This window comes from Mycobacterium sp., assembly GCF_032162605.1.
Taxonomy (GTDB): domain Bacteria; phylum Actinomycetota; class Actinomycetes; order Mycobacteriales; family Mycobacteriaceae; genus Mycobacterium.
In genome coordinates this window covers 1-21,920 of the sequence record NZ_JAVROT010000025.1, presented here as the reverse complement: position 1 = coordinate 21,920, position 21,920 = coordinate 1, and the positions used below count along the sequence as shown (strand labels likewise).

Sequence of the window (21,920 nt, the reverse complement as noted above, 5' to 3'; positions counted from 1 at the left end):
CGCCCCGATCGCGATGCGGCCGCGGCCCGCGAGCGCGAAGTCCTCGACGCACTGCGCGGCGTCGTACGCGGGCACGAGGCCCCATTCGTCCCGAAGACGGGTGGGGTCCAGGGGCGGCAGCTCGCGGGTGAGCGGGCTGGACGGGGCGAAGCGCCGCAGGATCGTCGGCACCCGCAGCACGGGGCGGCCGAGGGCGTTGGCGACGGCGCGGACGGAGGTGTGGCCGTCGGCGGCCACGTCGACGGTGCCGCGCAGTTCGTCGTCGAGGACGGCGCGGACCAGTACGCGCTCCAGGTCATGCGGGTGAACCACGTGCAACTGTTGGTCGCCGGACCCGGCCACGTCCAGCGCCACCGGCGCGGCGAAGATGCCCAGCGTCGACTCATCGGCGTTGCGGCCCAACACGATTCCGCTCCGGATGTGCAACCCGTCGAACGGCGGCGGATCGGCGTGCAGAATGGACGACGCCACGACGAGGCGGCCGACTCCGGCCCCTGTGATCGTCTCAAGCGGGGCGTGGTCGCGAGCGCAGTGCACGACGGCGTCGGCGCCGGCCAGCAATGCCGCGTCGAACCGGTGAGACGCGGTGAAATCGACTGAGCCCGGCCAGCTCTCGGGACGGCGCGAGCCGACGCCGAGGACGTGGTGGCCGAGGCTGAGCAGCCGACCGGCGACACCGCGGCCGACCACCGTGTCGACCCCGGTGACGACGATCCTCATCGAGGCCTAGTCGTCATCGTCACCGAATGCGGCCAGCAGATCCTGCAGATCCATGTCGGCGATGTCCTGAGACCTGGCCGGCTCGGCGGATGTCGTGGCCTCGCCTGCGTCGCCCTGAGCGGCCAGGTTCAGCAGCATGTCGAGCACGCCGGCCTGGCGGAGCCGCTTGACGGGAATCGTCGCCACCACGCGCTGCAGTTCCTCGTCCACCGAGTTGGTCGCGGGCGCCTGCTCGGACTCTCCGACCAGTTGGGTGCGGAAGTGCTCGGCGATCGCGGACGGGTTCGGGTAGTCGAAGATCAGCGTGGGCGATAGCGTCAGTCCCGTCGCGGCCTTCAACCGATTGCGCAGTTCCACGGCGGTCAGCGAGTCGAAGCCGTGATCCTGGAAGGCCAGGTCCGGGGCGATGGCCTGCGGTGACGGCAGACCGAGGACCGTGGCCATGTGCGAACGCACCAGGTCGAGCAGCAGATCGTGCTGCTCATCGGCCGGTAACCCCGAAAGGCGTTGCGCCAGAGCCGATCGCGACTGGGCAGCGGCCAACGAGTCACCGACCTGACGGCGGGACGGGCCTGCGATCAGGTCGATGAACATCGGCGGCAGCGTCCCGGCCGTCGACTTGGTGCGCAGTGCCACGCGGTCGATGCGCGCGGGCACCAGGAACGGTTCGTCGACGGCCAGCGCCTCGTCGAACAGCGCCAGCGCATCCGCCACGGGCAACGCCAGGATGCCGTCCCGGTTGAGCCGGGCCAGATCGACGTTCTGCAGATGACCCGTCATGCCGCTGGCCTGCTCCCACAGGCCCCAGCCCAGCGACATCGCGGGCAGCCCGTTCGCCCGCCGGTGGGCGGCCAGCGCATCGAGGTAGGCGTTGGCCGCGGAGTAGTTCGCCTGTCCGGACGCGCCGACCAGACCGGCCATCGACGAGAACATCACGAACGCCGAAAGGTCGAGGTCCCTGGTCAACTCGTGCAGGTTCCACGCGGCATCGACCTTGGCCCTCAGCACCGCGTCGACCCGATCCGGTGTCAGCGACGTGAGCACCGCGTCGTCGATCACCCCGGCGGTGTGGATCACCGCCGACAGCGCGTGCTGGTGGTCGATGCCCGCAAGGCCCTTCCCCAGTGCGTCGCGGTCGGCGGCGTCGGCCGCGACCACCTGCACGTGGGCGCCCGCGTCGGTGAGCTCGGCGACCAACTCGGCGGCGCCCGGTGCGTCGGGTCCACGGCGGGAGAGCAGAACCAGGTGGCGCACACCGTGCTTCGCGACGACGTGGCGGGCGACGGACGCGCCTGCCATGCCGGTGCCGCCGGTGATCAGGACGGTGCCGCCGGCCCATGCGTCGGGCATGGTGAGCACGACCTTGCCGATGTGGCGCGCCTGGCTCAGGTGCCGCAGGGCCGCGGGCGCCCGCCGGGCGTCCCACGTCGTCACGGGCAGCGGGCGCAACACTCCGGCGTCGCTCAGGGCGGAGACGCCGGTCAGGATCTGCGCGACGCCGTCCGCACCCGCCTCGAACAGGTCGAACGCGCGGTAGCGCACGCCAGGGTGGTCGGCGGCGACGGTGGTGGCGTCGCGGATGTCGGTCTTGCCCATCTCGAGGAAGACCCCACCGCGCGGGAGCAGTCGCAGGGAGGCATCGACGAAGTCACCTGACAACGAGTCCAGCACGACGTCGACGCCGCGCCCGCCGGTGACGGCCAGGAACTTCTGCTCGAAGTCCAGGGTGCGCGAATCGCCGATGTGGTCGGCGTCGAACCCCATGCCCCGCAGCGTGTCCCACTTGCCGCGGCTGGCGGTGGCGAACACTTCCAAGCCCCAGTGCCTGGCCAACTGTACGGCGGCCATGCCGACACCGCCGGTGCCCGCATGGATCAGCACCGACTGGCCCGGCTGCACGTCGGCCAGTCCGCGCAGCGCGAGGAACGCGGTGGCGAAGCCCACGGTGAAGCCAGCGGCCTGCGTGTAGCCCCACTCCGCGGGAACGGGCAGGATGACGCGTGCGTCGGTGGTCGCGAGCGTTCCCGTGCCGTCGGGGAACAGGCCCATCACCCGGTCACCGACGGACACTCCTGTCACGCCCGGCCCGATCTCGGTGACGAGGCCTGCGGCCTCGATGCCCATTGCGCCGCCACCCGGATACAACCCTAGCGCGATCATGACGTCGCGGAAGTTGGCGCCGATGGCGCGCACGCCGACCCGGATGCGACCGGGGGCGAGCGGCTCGTCGACGTCGGGGATCGGCTGCAGGCTCAGGTCGTCGAAGGTGCCGGCCTCCGATCCCGTCAGCCGCCACGGGGCGCCGCCCGGCGGCGGGGCCAGCAGTGACTCGGCCGCGCGGCTAGGCACCACCCGGGCGATGTGCAGGACGCCGTCGCGGATGACCACCTGCGGTTCGCCGACGGCGACGATCGCCGCAACGTCGAGCTCGGTGCCCGGCTCGGTGTCTGCGTTCTTGTCCAAGTCGACGAGCACGACCCGGCCAGGGTGCTCGGTCTGCGCGGCTCGCACCAGACCCCACACCGCGGCGCCCGCCAGGTCGGTGACGTCCTCGCCAGGCAGTGCGACGGCCCCGCGGGTGGCGACCACCAGCGTCGACGCCTTGGTCGAATCGAAGGGCTCGGCGAGCCACGTCTGCAGTCGCTCGAGCGCCGCGTGGGTGGCGCCGTACACGCCGGCCAGATCGTCGGCTTCGTTTGCCGTCGGCCAAGATTCGAACACCGCGAACTCGGCGTCGGTGGAGACGGGCTCGGAGTTCACCGGTGCCGGAAACCAGACCACCTCGAACAGCTCGCCGCCGCTGGTGCCGCCGACCGCGGCGGCCAGCTGCTGGGCGGTCACCGGACGGGCCACCATCGACGCGACCGAGAGCACGGGAAGACCGAGGCCGTCGGCCAGGTCGATCGACATCGAGCTGGGACCGTTCGGGGCGATCCGCGCGCGTACCGCGGAGGCGCCCGAGGCATGCAGGGACACCTTCTGCCAGGAGAACGGCAGAGCCATCTCGCCCTCGCCGTCCTCTCGGCTCAGGACGACCGCGTGCAGTGCGCCGTCGAGCAGCGCGGGGTGGACGCCGAAGCCGGCCCCCTGCATGTCGCGTGGGACCGCAACCTCGGCGAAGACCTCGTCGCCGCGTCGCCACATCGCCGACAGTCCCTGGAAGGTGGGGCCGTACTCGTAGCCCCGCGCGGAAAGCTGTGCGTAGGCGTCGGTGACGTCGACCTCGCGCGCTCCGACCGGCGGCCAGATCGACAGGTCGGCACCGGGCCGCGACGCCGCGACGGCGAGTTCGCCCTCGGCGTGCAGCACCCAGGCCGAGGAATCGGAGTTCTGACGCGAGAAGATGGATACGACGCGCGCGCCCGCTTCGTCGGCGGCGCTCACCACGACCTGCACGGCAACCCCGTCGGCAGGAAGCACCATCGGCGCGTGCAGCATCAGTTCGTCGACGACGCCGCAGCCCACCTCGTCGCCGGCCCGGATGGCCAGTTCGACGAAGCCCGCGCCGGGGAACAGCACGACGCCGCCGACCGCGTGATCGGCCAGCCACGGGTGCGTCGACACCGACAGCCTGCCGGTGAGGACCACGCCGCCGGTCTCCGGTGATTCGACGACTGCGCCGAGCAGCGCGTGATCGGTTCCGGTGAGGCCAAGGCTGGCCGCGTCGGTCGAACCCGACGCCCGGCCCGACAGCCAGAAGCGTCGCCGCTGGAACGCGTACGTCGGCAGGTCCAGCAGCCGCCCACCAGGGAGCGTTGCACGCCAGTCCACCTGTACGCCAGCCACGTTGAGCTCGGCCAACGCCGTCAGCAGCGTGGTGGGCTCGGGGCGGTCCTTGCGGATCGTCGAGGCCGTGACGGGTTCGGCGTCGGGCAGAGATTGCTCGATCGACGCCGTCAGCCCGCTGGCGGGGCCGACCTCGAGGAAGCGGGTGACGCCGACGGATTCGAGGAACCGCGCACTGTCGGCGAAGCGGACCGCCCCGCGGATGTGGCGGGCCCAGTACGGCGCCGATCCGAAGTCGGCGTCGGCCAGTTCGCCGGTCACATTGGAGATCACCGGAATCATGGCAGGCGCCAACGACATTCCGCTGGCCATCGTGTTGAACTCGTTGAGCATCGGCTCCATCAGCGACGAATGGAACGCGTGTGACACCGCGAGCTGATGCACCCGGCGGCCCAGCGCGCGAGCCTCCTCCGCGATGGCCAGTACCGCGTCCTGCGGGCCGGAGATCACGACGGAGTCGGGTCCGTTGACCGCGGCGATGTCGACGTCGTCGCGCAGCAGGGGGCGCATCTCGGCCTCGCTCGAGGACACCGCCACCATCGCACCGCCCTCGGGCTGGCGCTGCATCAGCCTGCCCCTCGCGGCGACGAGGGCGGCCGCGTTCTGCAGCGACAGCACACCGGCGACGTGCGCGGCGGTCAGCTCGCCGATGGAGTGGCCGAGCACGTAATCGGGCTTCAAACCCCATGATTCGATAAGGCGGAACAACGCCACCTCGACGGTGAACAGGGCGGGCTGAGCGAACTCCGTGGAGTCGAGCACCGCGGAATTGCTGCCCCACATGACGTCGCGGATCGGCCGTAGCAGATGTCGGTCCAGCTCGCGGGTGGCGGCGTCGAAGGCCGCGGCGAACACCGGGAACTCGGCATGCAGCTCGCGCCCCATGCCGAGCGCCTGGGCACCCTGGCCGGGGAACACGAACGCGAGCTTGCCGGAGCCCGACGCTCGACCGCGGGTCGTACTCTGGCCCAGCTGATCCTCGGCCAGGGCGAGCAGCTCGCCGAGGAGCCCGGCACGGTCGGCGCCGAGGACGACGGCGCGGTGCGGGAACGCCGAGCGGCCGCCGAGTGTCCACCCGACGTCGACGGGGTTGAGCTCGGGATGGGCGCCGACGTGCTCGGCGATGCGACGCGCTTGATCGCTCAGTGCCTCGGGGGATTTCGCCGAGAGGACCCACGGAACGACGGTCGGCTGGTGAGCCTCGACGGCTGTCGTCTCGGACGCAGGCGCCTGCTCGATGATGACGTGGGCATTGGTGCCGCTGATCCCGAACGACGACACCCCGGCCCGCCGCGGCGTGCCGTTCGTGGGCCACGGCTGCACCTCGGTGAGCAGTGCCACCGACCCCATCGTCCAGTCGACGTGCGACGTCGGCTCGTCGACGTGAAGCGTGGCGGGCAGCTGTTCGTGGCGCATCGACTGGACCATCTTGATGATCCCCGCCACGCCTGCGGCGGCCTGGGTGTGGCCCATGTTCGACTTGACAGAGCCCAGCCACAGCGGATGGCGCCGGTCCTGGCCGTAGGTCGCCAGCAACGCCTGGGCCTCGATGGGATCGCCGAGCGTGGTGCCGGTGCCGTGCGCCTCGACGACGTCGACCTCCGAACCGCTGAGCCCGGCATTGGCCAGCGCCGCACGCAGAACGCGTTGCTGCGACGGTCCGTTCGGGGCGGTCAGCCCGTTGGAGGCGCCGTCCTGGTTGATGGCCGAACCGCGCACCAGCGCCAGGACCTGATGGCCAAGTCGCCTGGCGTCGGAAAGGCGCTCGACGACGAGAATGCCTCCGCCGTCGGCGAATCCGGTGCCGTCAGCGGCGCCCGCGAACGACTTGCACCGTCCGTCGGACGACAGTCCGCGTTGCCTGCTGAACTCCACGAAGATGTCCGGAGTGGCGTTGATGGTGACGCCGCCCGCGAGCGCGAGATCGCACTCACCGAGGCGCAGCGCCTGCACTGCCATGTGCAGTGCGACCAACGACGAGGAGCACGCGGTGTCGATCGACACCGCAGGGCCTTCGAGCCCGAGCACGTAGGAGACCCGGCCCGACGCCACGCTAGACGCCTGGCCCGTCAGGCGGAAGCCCTCGGCGCCGTCGGAGCCCATGCCGTAACCCTGGGCGTATACCCCCGCGTACACGCCGGTCACGCTGCCGCGCAGAGTGGCGGGGTCGAACCCGCCGCGCTCCAACGCCTCCCAGGCGAGTTCGAGAAACAGCCGCTGCTGCGGATCCATGGCCAGCGCCTCGGTGGGTGACACGCTGAAGAAGGCCGGGTCGAAGTCGGCGGCGTCGTAGAGGAAGCCGCCGGTGTTGGCGTAGGACGTGCCTGCCGCGTCGGGATCGGCGTTGAAGAGACCGGCCAGGTCCCAGCCGCGATCGGTGGGAAAGTCCGAAAGGACGTCACGGCCGTCGGCGACCATGTCCCACAGGGCTTCCGGCGAGTCGACGCCGCCTGGGTAGCGGCACGACATTCCGACGATGGCGATCGGCTCGTCGATCACCGATGCCACTGAGTTTCCAGCGGCGGCCTCCAGGACTTCTTTTGGCGCGCCGGCCAACTCCTGGCGGATGTAGCCCGCGAGGGCCGCGGGCGTCGGGTAGTCGAAGATCAGCGTCGGCGACAGGGACAGCCCGGTTGCGGTCTTCAGCCGGTTGCGCAGTTCCACGGCGGTGAGCGAGTCGAAACCGTGGTCGGAGAACGCGACCTCGGCGGTGATGGCGTTGGGCTCGACGGTGCCGAGCACGGTCGCCATGTGCGACCGCAGCAGGTCGAGCACCAGCGCCTGCTGGGCCTCTTCGGCCAACCCGTGCAAACGTTGCGCCAGAGCGGATTTCGACTTCGCCGCCACCAGCGAGTCGTCGACGCGCCGTCGGGCCGACGTGCTGGCGAGATGGGCGAACATCGGCGGCAGCAGCCCGGAGGCCGACCGCGTGCGCAGGGCGCCACGGTCGATGCGGACGGGAGCCAGCAGCGGCTCGCCGACCACCAGCGCCGAGTCGAACAGCGCCATGGCGTCGTCGGTGGACAGCGCCAGGATGCCGTCGCGGCTCAGCCGGGTGAGGTCGGAGTCGCCGAGGTGGCCGGTCATGTCGCTTGCCTGTTCCCAGAGCCCCCACGCCAGCGAGGTGCCCGGGAGCCCGTTGGCGCGCCGGTGTGCGGCCAGGGCGTCGAGGAAGGTGTTTGCGGCGCCGTAGTTCGCCTGGCCCGCCGAGCCGACGATGCCCGCCATCGACGAGAACATCACGAAGGCAGCGGGATTCGCCGCACGGGTCAGCTCGTGCAGGTTCCACGCCGCGTCGACCTTGGCCCGCAGCACCGTGTCCACGCGCGCAGGCGTCAGCGACCCGATCACCGCGTCGTCGAGCACGCCGGTCGCATGGATCACCGCGGACAGCGGGTGCGCGGAGTCGATGCCCTCGAGTGCGGCGGTCAACTCTGCGCGGTCGGCCGCGTCGGCGGTGATCACGTCGACGTGCGCGCCTGCGCCGGTCAGTTCGGCGACCAGATCTGCTGCGCCTGGCGCGTCGAGCCCACGACGTGAGAGCAGCATAAGTTGGCGCACACCGTGATTGGCGACGACGTGGCGGGCGACCGAGGCGCCTGCCATGCCGGTGCCGCCCGCGATGAGGACGGTGCCCGCGGCCCACGCGTCGGGCATGGTCATCACGATCTTGCCGATGTGACGGGCCTGGCTCAGGTACCGCAGCGCGGCGGGGGCGCGTCTGACGTCGAACGTCGTCACCGGCAACGGCCGCAGGATGCCCGCCTCGAACATCCCCGACAGCTCGACGATGTACTCGGCCATCCTCGGGCGGCCCGGCTCGAACAGGTCGAAGGCGCGGTAGTGCACGCCAGGGTGGGCGGCGGCGACGGTGTCGGCGTCGCGGATGTCGGTCTTGCCCATCTCCAGGAACACGCCGCCGCGCGGCAGCAGGCGCAACGACGCGTCGACGAAGTCACCCGCCAGCGAGTCGAGAACCACGTCGAACCCACGCCCGCCGGTGACGGCCATGAACTTCTGCTCGAAGTCCAGGGTGCGCGAGTCGCCGATGTGATCGTCGTCGAACCCCAAGGCCCGCAACGTGTTCCACTTGGGACGGCTGGCCGTGGCGAAGACGTCCAGGCCCCAGTGCCGGGCCAGCTGCACCGCGGCCAGCCCGACGCCACCCGTTGCGGCGTGGATCAGGATCGACTGGCCGGGCTGCGCTTCTGCGAGTTCGCGAAGTCCGTAGAACGCGGTGGTGAACACGACCAGCGTCGCGGCGGCCTCGGCATCGGACCAGCCGGTGGGAATCGGGGCGATGAGCCGGGCGTCGGCCTCGACCCGTGTTCCCGTGCCCTCCGGGAACAATCCCATCACGGGGTCGCCGACGGTGAAGCCCGTCACGTCGGGTCCGACCTCGACGACCACGCCTGCGCCCTCGCTGCCGAGCAACGCGTCATGGGTGAACATGCCGAGCGTGATCATCACGTCGCGGAAGTTGGCTGCGACGGCGTGCATCTCGACGCGGATGTGCCCCGGTCGCAGCGGCTGGTCGGCGTTGGGCACCTCTTCCAGCGCCAGGTTGTCGAACGTGCCCGACTCGGTGATGCCGAGCCGCCACGGCTTGCCCGAGTCCGGCGGCTGGAGCACCGAGTCCACACCGCGGCTGCGCACCACGCGGGCGGCGTGGGGAACACCTGCGCGCACCATCAATTGCGGTTCGCCGAGCGCCACCAGTAATGCCGGATCGACGTCGGCCGTGTCCGCCGAGGTGTCGAGGTCGGCGAGCACGAGCCGTCCCGGATGCTCGTTCTGCGCGGCGCGGACCAGACCCCACACCGCGGCGCCCGCCAGGTCGGTGACGTCGTCCCCGGGGAGTGCCATCGCGCCGCGGGTGACGATCACCAACGGGGGCTGCTTGGCTGAATCAGAAGGCTCGGCCAACCACGACTGCACCCGCTCGAGGGCGTGATTGGTGGCCGTGTGGACGGCGGCCGCCAGGTCGACGGAATCGCTTGGCACCGGAACGGTTTCGTACAGCGTCACGCCCTCGGCGACAGAAGGGGAGACCTCCGGCGCGGTCAACGGTGACCACTCCACCTCGAGGAGCTCGCCCTCGCTGCTGCTCCGGCCGGCCAGCGCGAGTTGGTCGGCGCTGATCGGCCGGGTCGTCATGGAGCCGACCGACAGGACCGGCAGCCCAAGGCCGTCGGCGAGGTCAATGGCCACCGAGTGCGGTCCCGTCGGCACGATCCGCGCCCGCACCGACGAGGCTCCCGCCGCGTGCAGCGTCACCCGCTGCCAGGAGAACGGCAGTGCTAGTTCCGGAGCCGGCTCGGCCCTCCCTGCGGCCAGCGCCACCGCGTGCAACGCCGCGTCGAGCAGGATCGGATGGACGCCGAACTCGCCTGACTGCACGTCCTGAGGGACGGTGACTTCGGCGAACACCTCTTCGCCCCGTTGCCACATGGCCGTCAGCCCGCGGAACGCCGGGCCGTATTCGTAGCCACGCGCGGCCAACTCCTGGTACGCGTCGGTGACGTCCACCGCCACGGCGCCCACGGGAGGCCACGCCGACAGATCGGCGCCCGGCGTGCTCGCAGACGCCCCTGATCCACCCCCCGTCGCTTCGCTCGCCTGGACGATCGCCTCGGCGTGCAGCACCCACGCGGCGTCCTCGTCGCCGGGCTTGGAGAACACCGACACCGTCCGGGACCCCGACTCCTCGGCCGAGCCGACGAGCACGCGGATCGGCACTCCCGACGGCGCCACCACCAAGGGCGCCTGCAGGGTCAGCTCCTCGATGACGGGGCAGCCCACCTCGTCGCCTGCCCGGATCACCAGCTCGACGAAGCCGGCGCCGGGGAACAGGACCGTGCCGCCCACCGCATGGTCGGACAGCCACTGCTGCGACGAGACCGAGAGCCTGCCCGCCAACACGACCTGGCCCGACTCGGGCACCTCGATGACGGCGCCGAGCAGGGCGTGCGCCGCACCGGCGAGGCCAAGACCCGACGCGTCCGAGGTGCCGGTACCGCCACCGGACAGCCAGAACCGGCGCCGATCGAAGGCATACGTCGGCACGTCGACCAGTTCGCCGCCGTCGCACATCTTGCGCCAGTCCACGGCGATGCCCGCCGTGAACGCCTGCGCCGCGGCGGTGAGGAAGCGATCGAGGCCGCCCTCGTCGCGGCCGAGGGTGGGCACGACGACCGGGTCCGAGCTTCCGGTGCAGTCGCGCACGGTGTCCTCGATCCCGGCGATCAACGCCGGATGGGGACTGGACTCGACGAACGCCCGGTAGCCGTGCGCGCAGGCGGACCGCACGGCCTGATCAAACTGGACCGTCTGCCGGATGTTGCGGTACCAGTAGTCGGCGTCGAGGGTGGCGGTGTCGACGAGGTCGCCGGTGACGGTCGAGAAGAACGCGGTGCGCGTCGAGCGCGGCTCGATGCCGGCCAGCGCTTCCCGCAACCGCTCCTCGATCGCCTCGACCTGCGCCGAGTGCGAGGCGTAGTCGACGTCGATGCGGCGGGCCCTGATCTCCAGCGCCTCGCACTGCCGCATCAGCAGCTCCAGCGCGGAGGTCTCGCCCGAGACGACGACGGCCGAGCGGCCATTGACCACCGCAACTTCGGCGATGCCCCCCGTCGCTGCGCTCGACTCATCACGCTCGGCGGCGATGTCCAGCCCGGCCAGCAGTTCGCGGGCCCGTTCGGGGCTGCACGCCAGCGAGACCATGCCCGCCGACCCGGACAGTTCGACCAGCAGCTTGCTGCGCAGCGCCACCACGCGTGCGGCGTCGCGAAGGCTCAAGGCCCCCGCCACGTACGCCGCGGCGATCTCGCCCTGCGAATGGCCGATGACCGCGTCGGGCGCCACCCCCACCGAGCGCCACAATTCCGCCAGCGACACCATCACGGCGAACAGTGCCGGCTGCACGACGTCTACCCGGTCGAGACCGGGCGCGTCTTCATCGATCCCCGAGTCGCTTCGCTGTCCCCCGCAAGCGGGGGTACCCCCAGCGCCGGACGCACCGCGCAGCACGTCGAGAAGCGACCAGTCCACGAACTCGGCGAGCGCCTCCGAGCAAGCGGTCAGATGGTCGGCGAAAACCGTTGAGGCGGACATCAGTTCGATGCCCATCCCGATCCACTGACTGCCCTGGCCCGGAAAGACGAACGCGGCCTTGCCCGCGGCCGTGGCGGTGCCGGTGATGGTCCGCGCGCCGAGATCGCCGGTCGTCAGCTCCGAAAGTCCGGCCAGCAACTGGTCGCGGTCGGCGCCGAGCACCACCGCGCGGTGCTCGAAGGAGGTGCGCCCGGCCAGCGTCCACGCGACGTCGCGGCCGTCCAGCTCCGGGTGGCGTCCGAGGTGGTCGGACAGCCTGACGGTCTGCCCTTGAAGCGCCTCCGCCGACTTGGCCGACAGCACCCAGGGCAGCAGCGGCGTCTTGGGCGCCGACGGTTCCACTTCCGGCTCGCCCGTCGGCGCCGACTCGAGGATAACGTGGGCGTTGGTGCCGCTGATGCCGAACGACGAGATGCCCGCCCGGCGTGGCGTGTCCTCGGCGGGCCAGGGTTGCGCCTCGGTCAGCAGGGACACCGCACCAGCGGTCCAGTCCACGTGCGGGCTTGGGGCGTCCACGTGCAACGTGGCGGGCAGCTGTTCGTGCCGCATCGCCTCGATCATCTTGATCACGCCCGCGACGCCGGCCGCGGCCTGCGTGTGGCCCATGTTCGACTTCACCGAACCCAGCCACAGCGGACGCGTCCGATCCTGGCCGTAGGTCCCTAGCAGTGCCTGGGCCTCGATCGGGTCGCCGAGCGGGGTGCCGGTGCCGTGGCCCTCGACGACGTCGACCTGCGCCGTGGACAGCCCGGCGTTGGCAAGCGCAGCGCGCACCACCCGTTGCTGCGACGGTCCGTTCGGCGCGGTCAGCCCGTTGGAGGCGCCGTCCTGGTTGACCGCCGAGCCGCGCACCACCGCGAGCACCGGATGCCCGAGCCGTTGCGCGTCGGACAGCCGCTCGACGGCGAGCACGCCGCCGCCCTCCGCCCAGCCGACGCCGTCGGCCGCTCCCGCATATGGCTTGCACCGGCCGTCGGGCGCCAGCCCGCGATGGCGGCTGAACTCCACGAAGATGGTCGGGGTGGCGTTGACGGTGACGCCGCCCGCGAGCGCGAGATCGCATTCGCCGAGGCGCAGTGCCTGGACCGCCATGTGCAGCGCGACCAACGACGACGAGCACGCGGTGTCGATCGAGACCGCGGGGCCCTCCAGCCCCAGCACGTACGCCACGCGGCCCGAGGTCACGCTCGACGTCATGCCCGTCAGGCGGTAGCCCTCGATGCTGTCGGCCGACATTCCGTAGCCGCCTGCGATGACGCCTGCGAAGACGCCGGTGGCGCTGCCGCGCAACGACGTCGGGTCGACGCCTGCCCGCTCCAACGCCTCCCACGACAGCTCGAGCAGCATGCGCTGCTGGGGATCCATCGCCAGCGCCTCGCTGGGTGCGATCCCGAAGAAGCCCGCGTCGAAGTCGGCGACGTTCTCGACGAAGCCGCCGGAGCGGGCGTAGGACTTGCCCGGCGCATCCGGATCGGGATCGAACAGCCCGTTGACGTCCCAGCCCCGATCGGCGGGCATGTCCGTCACCACGTCACGGCCCTCGGCCACCATGTTCCAGAGACCCTCGGGCGAGTCGACGCCGCCGGGATACCGGCACGCCATCCCCACGACCGCGATGGGCTCACCAGAGCGCTCCAACAGGGACCGGTTCTGATTCTTCAACCGGTCGATCTGGACGAGCGCCCTGCGCAGCGCTTCTGTGGCGTTCTGGAGTTGATCGGCCATACCGTGTGCCATCCCTGTCTGGCCACGCCGGTGCGGTGACCCTGAAGTATTCGATTCCGTTCGTCCGTTGGATGAGCCTAGGAGCTGGAGGCGGACTGCACGAACGGTGTCAGTTCATTGTGTTCCCCGGTTGCCGCGAGTTGTCACGCACCTGCATACACTCGGGCCCTCCGGGGACTTGGATGCTTCACCAGGCGAGATGACGGGGTTGGGCGATGGCACTCGGCGCAGGTGACCGGCGCGTTCACACAGCGCACCGGCATGGCGTCGTGGCACTGGACGCCGCTGCGGGCGCCGGAACGGGCGCAGTGCGCAGCATCGTGGGAGGTAAGGGCCATGCGCTGGCCTCCATGGCGGCCGTCGGGCTGCCGGTGCCGCCCGCATTCTGCGTGGCCGCCGAATGGTGCGAGGACTGCGCTCAAGATCCCGCTGCGATGGTCGACCGCATGTGGCAGGACGTGCTCGGCGGACTGCAGTGGCTGGAGGCGCAGACGAGGCGGACCTTCGGCAGGGGCCCGCGTCCGCTGCTGCTCGCGGTCCGCAGCAGTGGCGTCACGTCCATGCCGGGCATGCTCGAGACCGTTCTCGACGTCGGGATCGACGACGCGGTCGCCGAGGCGCTCGAAAACCTGCACTCCGCCGAGTTCGCCCGCGACACCCTGGAGCGCTTCCGCCGGGGCTACCGGCGCACCGTGCCATCCCAGGGTCGGGTGCCAGACGCACCGCTCGAGCAGTTGCGCGGCGCGATCGAGGCGGTCGTGTCGTCGTGGTCGTCGAGTCGGGTGACGGCGTACCGGGCCCATCACGGGCTGCGCCGACCCGACGCCGTCGCAATTCTCTTGCAGGCCATGGTCTTCGGGAATCTCGACGCCCGATCGGGCACCGGCGTCCTGTTCACCAGGAACCCCTCGTCCGGCGTGTCGAACCCCTTCGGCGAGTGGCTGGCCGCCGCCCAGGGCGACGACGTGGTGTCGGGCACCAGCGACTGCGAACCCCTCGGCGCAATCCGCGACCAGTTACCCGACGTGTACGACGAGCTGATCGAGGCGGGTCTGCGCCTGGAACGGCAGGGCACCGACGTCCAGGACGTCGAGTTCACCATCGAGGCGGGCAGGTTGTGGCTGCTGCAGTCGCGGGTGGCGCAGCGCTCGCCGCGGGCTGCGCTGCGGCTGGCGCTGGCGTTCCAGGAGGAGGGCGTCATCGACGACGCCGAGGTGTTGATGCGCGTGACTCCCGCCCAGCTCGAATCCGTCATGTCGGCGAGGGCGGCCCGCGAGTCGGCAGGACCGCCCCTGGCCACGGGCGTGCCCGCCTGCCCCGGTGTGGTGTCGGGTCTGGCCTGCACGACCGGCGACGAGGCCATCGACGCGGCCGACGAGGGTCGGGACGTGATCCTCGTGCGCCCGACCACCAGCCCCGACGACGTCGCGGGGATCATGGCCGCCAGGGGCGTCGTGACCGAGGTCGGTGGCGCAAGCAGCCACGCCGCCATCGTCGCGCGTGAACTGGGCAGGCCCGCGGTGGTCGGCTGCGGAACCGGGGTTAGCGCGACGCTGGCGGGCCGGATGATCACCGTTGACGGCGATACGGGTGAGGTGCGCGAGGGCTCGGCGGAGCCGTCGGCGGTGGTCGACACCCCGGAACTGCGCCGATTCGCCGACATCGTCCGCGCGGCGAGCCCCCTGCGGGCCCACGCCGACGGGGACTACCCCGCCCTGGCCGACGCCTCCGAGTCGTCGGTGCGCGCCGCGATGGCAGCGGGGCACACCGACGTGGTGTCGACGACTCCGCTGCTGGCCATGCACGTAGCGGTCCGACTGGCGCGGCGATGAGCGCTTGCGCGAAGAGCAGATGGCAGCGCCCGTGACCCGCGCGGCGGCCGAGTTGCCGGTCCTGCAGACCGTCCGCCTCAAGGGCCGCGTCGGCAGGGCAGACCTGCCCGAGGCAGACGCGTTGATCGACTCCCGCCTGCTCACCGGCGGCGCGACGGTGCGGCTCACGGCCGAGGGGCGGGCCAGGCTGGGGGAGCTGCTCGCCGCCGAGCGGGCCGCCGTGGATGCCGCGGCGGCGGACCGGGTCTACGAGGGGTTCGGCACGATCAACGCCGACTTCAAGTCCGTCATCTCGCAATGGCAGGCCGAGAGGGCCGACTCGGCGGGTGCAGACACCGCGGGCGCCGTGCTGGAGCGCGTCGGCGAACTTCATCGCGCCGTGGTGCCGGTGATCCAAGCGGCGGCCGACTTGGTGCCGCGGCTCGCTGCGTATGCCGGGCGCCTTGACGCCGCGCTGCGGCTCGCGCAGGCCGGTGACATGGCGTGGCTGACCCGCCCGCTGGTCGACTCGTACCACACGGTGTGGTTCGAACTGCACGAGGAACTGATCGGCCTCGCCGGTCGGACCCGGGCGGGCGAAGCCGAGTCCGGGAGCGGCTGATTCGCCGAGTGAAGGCGTGTTGACGGCCCCACTCGCGTCAACAAGCGTGCACTCGGCGTGCCTGTGGTGTGCGAAGCTGGCGGACGTGGCGGGCGAGACGGGCAAGAAGGTGCGCGTGGTGGTCGGTGACGACCATCCGCTCTTCCGTGACGGCGTGGTGCGAGCGCTCAACTCGAGCGGTTCGATCGACGTGGTCGCCGAGGCCGATGACGGGGTCTCGGCGCTGGCGCTGATCCGCGAACACGGGCCGCAGGTGGCGCTTCTGGACTACCGCATGCCCGGCCTCAACGGGGCGCAGGTCGCCGCGGCGGTACGGCGCGACGAGCTGCCTACGCGGGTGCTGTTGATCTCCGCGCACGACGAGTCGGCGATCGTGTACAGCGCGCTTCAGGAGGGCGCGGCGGGGTTCATCTCCAAGGAGTCCAGCCGCGCCGAGCTCGTCGATGCGGTGCTGAGCTGCGCGAAGGGTCGTGACGTCGTCGCGCCCAACCTCGCCGCCGGCCTGGTCGGAGAGATTCAGCGCCGCAACACCTCCGACACCCCGACGCTCAGCGCCCGCGAGCGCGAGGTGCTCGGCCTCATCGCAGGCGGGCAGACCATCCCGGCGATGGCCAAGCAGATGTACCTGGCGCCGTCCACGGTGAAGACCCACGTCCAGCGTCTCTACGAGAAGCTAGGGGTCGGGGACCGCGGCGCCGTCGTCGCAGAAGCGATGCGCCGCGGGCTGCTGGAGTAGCGGTGACCGGCCATCCCCGGCGGATCGTCGACTACCTCGCCGCCGAACCCGTCCGTGTATCGGCGCTGCTGCGTCTGCCGCTGATCGCGTTGATGGGGTTCCTGGTCTGGTTGTGGGAGGTCGACAGCTGGCTGCCAGGGGTCTACACCGCGATCCTCGGCGCCTACGCGGTGATCGCCGTGCTCTGGGCAGTGGCGGTGTTCCGCGGACCGGTGCCGTCGTGGGGCGGGTGGCTCTCCACCGGCGTCGACGTACTGGCGGTGGTCTCGCTGTGCGTCGTGTCCGGCGGTGCGACTGCCGCGCTGCTGCCGGTGTTCTTCCTCGTGCCGCTCTCGGTCGCGTTCGGTGACCGGCCGATCCTCACCGGTGTGCTCGGGCTCGGCACGGCGGCGTGCTATCTCGGTGCATGGATCGTTTACTCCAAGCGTGACGACCACGTCGGTCTGCCGGACGTGGTCTACCTCCAGTTCGGCTTCCTGCTATGGCTGGCGGTGGCCACCACGGCGCTGTGCGTGGTGCTGACCCGCCGTGCCGCGCGCGTCACCGCGCTGCTCGACGTCCGCCGCAGGCTGGTCGCGGAGTCGATGCAGGCCGACGAACGCACGAATCGCGAACTGGCCGAACACCTGCACGACGGCCCGCTGCAGACCCTGCTGGCCGCGCGGCTGGAACTCGACGAGGTGCGCGAACGCATTCCGGACCCGGCGCTGGACATGGTCTACGCGGCGCTCAACGACACCGCGGCGGGGCTGCGCTCGACGGTGACGGCGCTGCATCCGCAGGTGCTCGCTCAACTCGGCCTCACTCCTGGGGTGACGGAACTGGTGCGCCAGTACGAGGGTCGCGGGGACTTCACCGTCGACGCCGAGCTGGAAGACGTCGGCACGCCCGCCTCGCAGGCGCTGCTCTACCGGGCGGCGCGTGAACTGCTCGCCAACATCACCAAGCACGCCGACGCGGGTGTGGTCACCATCCGGCTGTTCCGCATCGGCGACCGCATCGTGCTCACCGTCGCCGACGACGGCTCGGGTTTCGAGCCGTCGATCGTCGAGCAACGGGTCGCCGAGGGCCACATCGGATTGGCTTCGCTGCAGGCGCGGTTCGATGCGATGGGCGGCGCGATGGCGATCGACTCGACACTCGGCCGCGGCAGCACGGTCACCGTGACGTCGCCACCCGAAGTCTCGGTGCCCGAGTAGGCAGACACCACGCCTCCGTGAGGGTGGTCTGGATCATTCGCCGAGGTCGAAGTTGAACCGGTTGTGCTGGCGGTGCCAGCGGGCACCAGGCTGCACCAACACGGGCGGTGTGGCCCTGATGGTCGGTGCGTAGAAGTTGCCGGAGTCGTTGGGCGAGATCGAAGGCGCCGCGCTGGCCGCGCCTGCGGTGCCGAGGATGGCCCCGCCAGCGATGCCCGCGGCGACGAGCGGCAGAGCGAGGTAGCGGACCAGTTTGCGGACGGTCGTGGCGTTCATTACGTAAACTCCTGTGTCAGTGAGGCTTTGGTGGGCCTGCCGGGGTGTTCCGGCGTTGACACAACTATGTCGCAGTACTGGGCAAACGTATGTCCGGTGACCGGGGGGCACACGGGTTGAATCGCGTGTCCACCGATCGGGGGAAGGCGCTACTCGTACTAAGCAGCCCTGCCGCGCAATGCGTCACGTGCGCGGTCCAGCAGCGAGGCGAACGGACCGACGGCGAAATTCACGAACGCCGACTCGACGCCCGCATGAGGGTGAGTGGGCGCGATGCGCTCGGCGACCTCGACGGCCGAGGCCAACTTGACGAGTTCGTCCGCGTCGAGCTGCTCGGAGAGCAGGGTGAACTCCTCGGCCTCCTCCAGGTCCGCATGCGCAGTGACGGCCGACTGGAGGTGGATGAGGGCCTTGCTGAATTCAGCTGTCCCGCAAGGTATTTTCTCGAGTTCACTCAATGCGATCTTCGAGTCGTGCTCCTCGGCGAGCCGGGCGTCGGCTACCTCGGCGCCGCCGTCGATCTTCCTCCGGACGCGCGGATGCACCATCATCTCTTCGGCCGTTTCGTGAACGGCCAACAGGGTGCGCAGCCGGCTGAAGGCAACCTGCTGGGTGTCCGTGTCCGGTGCGTCGAGAGTTTCCACGAAGAGCGCCTTGATGGTTTCGTGTTGGTTCTTCAGGTACGTGATCACGTCGTCGGACGTGGTGATCGGCTGTTGAGCCACGACAGTATGCCTCCACGAGAATCGCGATGGGCACGGCGCGAGGGCTGCACGCCGGGCTGGAAACGGCGCCAGGGCTGCTGGAAACCGGTTCGCGGTGGCTACCCCGCACGGGCGGGAGTGAAACACTAGGGGATGAATCGGGCGCGCACCCCGGGTGCCGGTAGGGCGCAGGAGTCGACCCTTCCGAACACCCGGTAGCGGATGCCCGCGAAGCGGTCGTACAGCCAGTCACGGACAGGCGCTGGGATCAGGCCTGCCACCACCCCGAGCGCCCGCCACGGGCCACCGAGATGGGTGGCCACGCGCAGCTTGCCGTTCGACCACCGCAGCACCGAAGTCGCTGTCGAGTGCGGCGAACGGTTCACTCGTCACGATCCGCTCACCACACCTCTCTCCTCCGGTCTACGCCGGCGGCGCGACTACGTCGACAAGCCCCGCGCGATCACCAGACGCTGAATCTGGTTGGTGCCCTCGAAGATTTGCGTGATCTTCGCTTCGCGCATGTAGCGCTCGACCCGGTAGTCACGCGTGTAGCCGGCACCGCCGAACACCTGCACGGCATCGGTGGTGACCTTCATCGAGGCGTCCGTGCAGACGAGTTTGGCGACGCTGGCCTGCGTGGAGTACGGCCGCTCGAGGTCGCGGCGACGGGCGGCGTCGAGATAGGTGGCCCTGGCGCTGACCACGGCCGCAGCCATGTCGGCGAGCAGGAAGCCCAGGCCCTGATGGTCGATGATCTTGCGGCCGAATGTCGTTCGCTCGTTCGCGTAGCGGCACGCATCATCCAGCGCCGCCTGTGCGATACCCACGGCCACCGCCGCGATGCCCAGCCGTCCGGAATCCAGTGCACTGAAGGCGATCTGCAAGCCCTGGCCCTCGGCGCCGATGCGACGGTCCGCGTCGACGTGGGCGTTGTCGTAGAACGCCGACGTGGTCGGCACCGCCGAAAGGCCCATCTTCTCTTCGGGTTTGCCGAATGTCAGTCCTTGGAGGTCGCCAGGAACGAGGAAGCAGGAGATGCCGCGGGAGCCCTCCCCGGTGCGCGCGAACAGCGTGTAGAAGTCTGCGACACCGCCATGGGTGATCCAGGACTTGGATCCGTTGATGACGTAACCGCCGTCGCCTGGCACGGCTGCGCACCGCAGGGCCGCGGCGTCCGAACCCGCCTGCGGTTCGGACAGGCTGTACGCGCCGATCTGCGCGCCCGACAACATCTCGGGCAGCCAACGCTGCTTCTGCTCGTCGGTGCCGAACGTCAGCAGCGGGTGTGACGACAGACTGTGGACGCTGACCGCTACCGCCACAGCAGCCCAGCGCGCGGCGATCTCCTCGAGCACCTGGAGATAGACCTCGAACGGTTGGCCACTGCCACCCCACTCCTCGGGCTGGGGCAGGCTCAACAGCCCCGCCGCACCCAACTGCGCGAACACCCCGTCGGGATAGGTCTCGGAGCGCTCGTGCTCGTCGACGATCGGATCCAGCACCTTGTCGGCGACGTCGCGAGTCAAGGCGATCAGTTCATCGGCGTCCTGAGTCGGCATGAGGCGGTCGACTGGCATGGTCATCGACTCCTAGGGTGATGCGCGGTTGCGCGAAGAGCAACCGGCTTCTTTGGGCTGGCTCGAACTGTATCGATGCACGTCTCGGCTAGCCCTGGGCGGGCAGATCCTTTGGTGGTCCGCCGGTGCCCGCACTGATCAGTAGGGCAGTCATCACGAGGGCGATACCAGCCACCTCGGCGAGCGTCGGTCGCTGCGCCAGCAGTGCCGCGCCGACGACCGCGGCGGTCGCAGGCAGAAGGGCGAGCAACAGAGCGAACCGGGCGCGGCCGAGGCGGGTCAGCACCAACTGGTCGAGCGCATAGGGCACCGCGCTCGAGAGCACGCCGACCCCGGCCCCGAGTAGCCATGTCCTGGGATCGGCGAACACAGACGCGTCGGTGACGACCTGGCCGATCAGCAGCGGGACTGACAGCAGGACGGCGGCGGCCGCCATCCCGACGGCCAGCGAGTCGAGCCCGGCACCTGCGTCGGCGACTCGCTTGCCGAGCAGAATGTATCCGGCCCACAGGGCTGCAGCGGTCAGCGCGAAACCGATTCCCGGCAGGTCAGCGCCCGCCTGCACGCCGGCGAGCAGCGCCACGCCTGCGACGACCAACAGGACGGCGACCAGATCGCGGGCACGCCGCGACCCCACGGTGGCCACGGCGACCGGTCCGAGGAACTCGATCGCTACCGCAGTGCCCAACGGAATCCGGGCGATCGCTTCGAAGAACGCGACGTTCATGCCGACGGTGACGACGCCGAATCCGGCTGCCGCCGGGAAGGAGCCGCGGGTCCACCGACCCCGCCACGGCCGTCGCCACGCGATGAGCACCGCTGCGGCCACCGCCGCCCGCAACCACGCCACAGCAGCGGGGTCGGTCGTCTCGAATAGAAAGACACCAACGGCCGCCCCGACGTACTGTGACACCGCGCCGGCGACGAAGAACATCGGCACGGACCACCCAGGGACCCCTCGGGCGGTCTTCGTCACGCTCGGAGTACATCAGACGGCGGCCCGCGGTCGACCGACAAGGTTGTAACTCCTAGCTTTTGGGTCCGTCCGAACTGTATCGATGCGGTCCACGTGGGTCGTTGGCTGACCTCCGGTACCGGTTAGGGTGTCTGAGTTCAAATCACACCGCTGGTGATTCGGCGGGGGAAGTAGACATGACTGAAGTTGAAGACGGCGCTCCGCGCCCGGCGAAGAAGACGACGTCCGTTGGTGTGGTCGCCGAGTCGGGGGCCGACGAGCGCCGGGTGGCGCTGGTACCCAAGGCGGTGACGTCGTTGGTGAAGAGCGGTGTCGACGTGATCGTGGAGTCCGGCGCAGGCGGAAGGGCCCTGCTTCCGGATGACCTGTACACGGCCGCAGGCGCCACGATCGGCGATGCATGGTCTGCCGATGTGGTGGTGAAGGTGGCGCCGCCGTCCTCTCAGGAGGTCGCCAAGCTCCACAGCGGCCAGACACTGGTCGGCTTTCTGGCGCCGCGCAATGCGGAGAATCAGATCGGCGCGCTGAAGGCCGCTGGGGTGCAGGCGTTTGCGGTGGAGGCGATTCCGCGGATTTCGCGGGCGCAGGTGATGGATGCGTTGTCCTCGCAGGCCAATGTGGCGGGGTATAAGGCGGTGATTCTGGCGGCGTCGGAGTCGACGCGGTTCTTTC

The 21,920-nt window shown here is 70.4% G+C and carries 12 protein-coding genes; 5 read left to right on the top strand and 7 right to left on the bottom strand.

What is annotated here, in order from left to right; translation table 11 throughout:
• Both QOI01_RS01145 and QOI01_RS01140 read right to left on the bottom strand, forming a co-directional pair.
• On the bottom strand, positions 1-720 hold a 720-nt coding region (locus QOI01_RS01145; RefSeq protein WP_526377797.1), incomplete at its 3' end, for an NAD-dependent epimerase/dehydratase family protein.
• A gap of 6 nt (positions 721-726) precedes the next feature.
• The gene (locus tag QOI01_RS01140; RefSeq protein WP_526377796.1) at positions 727-13,344 is read right to left on the bottom strand and encodes a type I polyketide synthase; all 12,618 of its coding nucleotides are present in this window, start codon (positions 13,342-13,344) and stop codon (positions 727-729) included.
• A gap of 215 nt (positions 13,345-13,559) precedes the next feature.
• Here QOI01_RS01140 and QOI01_RS01135 point away from each other — a divergent pair, with 215 nt between their 5' ends.
• The 4 genes from QOI01_RS01135 to QOI01_RS01120 all read left to right on the top strand — a co-directional run bounded on the left by QOI01_RS01135 (position 13,560) and on the right by QOI01_RS01120 (position 17,712).
• Positions 13,560-15,176, top strand: coding sequence for a pyruvate, phosphate dikinase (locus tag QOI01_RS01135; RefSeq protein WP_526377794.1), 1,617 nt, complete (start codon positions 13,560-13,562; stop codon positions 15,174-15,176).
• 19 nt (positions 15,177-15,195) lie between these two features.
• Positions 15,196-15,777 carry a MarR family transcriptional regulator gene (locus tag QOI01_RS01130; RefSeq protein WP_526377792.1) on the top strand — a complete coding sequence of 194 codons (582 nt, stop codon included), beginning with the start codon at positions 15,196-15,198 and terminating at the stop codon, positions 15,775-15,777.
• A gap of 85 nt (positions 15,778-15,862) precedes the next feature.
• Complete coding sequence (locus tag QOI01_RS01125) at positions 15,863-16,513, top strand: response regulator (protein WP_526377790.1); 651 nt, start codon at positions 15,863-15,865, stop codon at positions 16,511-16,513.
• 2 nt (positions 16,514-16,515) lie between these two features.
• The gene (locus QOI01_RS01120; protein ID WP_526377788.1) at positions 16,516-17,712 is read left to right on the top strand and encodes a sensor histidine kinase; all 1,197 of its coding nucleotides are present in this window, start codon (positions 16,516-16,518) and stop codon (positions 17,710-17,712) included.
• A gap of 33 nt (positions 17,713-17,745) precedes the next feature.
• On the opposite strand, the gene QOI01_RS01115 is transcribed toward QOI01_RS01120, so the two are convergent.
• The 5 genes from QOI01_RS01115 to QOI01_RS01095 all read right to left on the bottom strand — a co-directional run bounded on the left by QOI01_RS01115 (position 17,746) and on the right by QOI01_RS01095 (position 21,206).
• Positions 17,746-17,988, bottom strand: coding sequence for a hypothetical protein (locus QOI01_RS01115; RefSeq protein WP_526377786.1), 243 nt, complete (start codon positions 17,986-17,988; stop codon positions 17,746-17,748).
• Positions 17,989-18,146: 158 nt separating this feature from the next.
• Entirely contained in the window at positions 18,147-18,713 is a 567-nt protein-coding gene (locus QOI01_RS01110) for a hemerythrin domain-containing protein (protein ID WP_526377784.1), read from the bottom strand.
• Positions 18,714-18,838: 125 nt separating this feature from the next.
• Entirely contained in the window at positions 18,839-19,045 is a 207-nt protein-coding gene (locus QOI01_RS01105) for a DCC1-like thiol-disulfide oxidoreductase family protein (RefSeq protein WP_526377782.1), read from the bottom strand.
• 87 nt (positions 19,046-19,132) lie between these two features.
• Positions 19,133-20,272: an acyl-CoA dehydrogenase family protein gene (locus tag QOI01_RS01100; protein ID WP_526377801.1), complete on the bottom strand. Its 1,140-nt coding sequence runs from the start codon at positions 20,270-20,272 to the stop codon at positions 19,133-19,135.
• Positions 20,273-20,360: 88 nt separating this feature from the next.
• Positions 20,361-21,206: an EamA family transporter gene (locus QOI01_RS01095; protein WP_526377799.1), complete on the bottom strand. Its 846-nt coding sequence runs from the start codon at positions 21,204-21,206 to the stop codon at positions 20,361-20,363.
• A gap of 218 nt (positions 21,207-21,424) precedes the next feature.
• Here QOI01_RS01095 and QOI01_RS01090 point away from each other — a divergent pair.
• On the top strand, positions 21,425-21,920 hold a 496-nt coding region (locus tag QOI01_RS01090; RefSeq protein WP_526377780.1), incomplete at its 3' end, for a Rossmann-fold NAD(P)-binding domain-containing protein.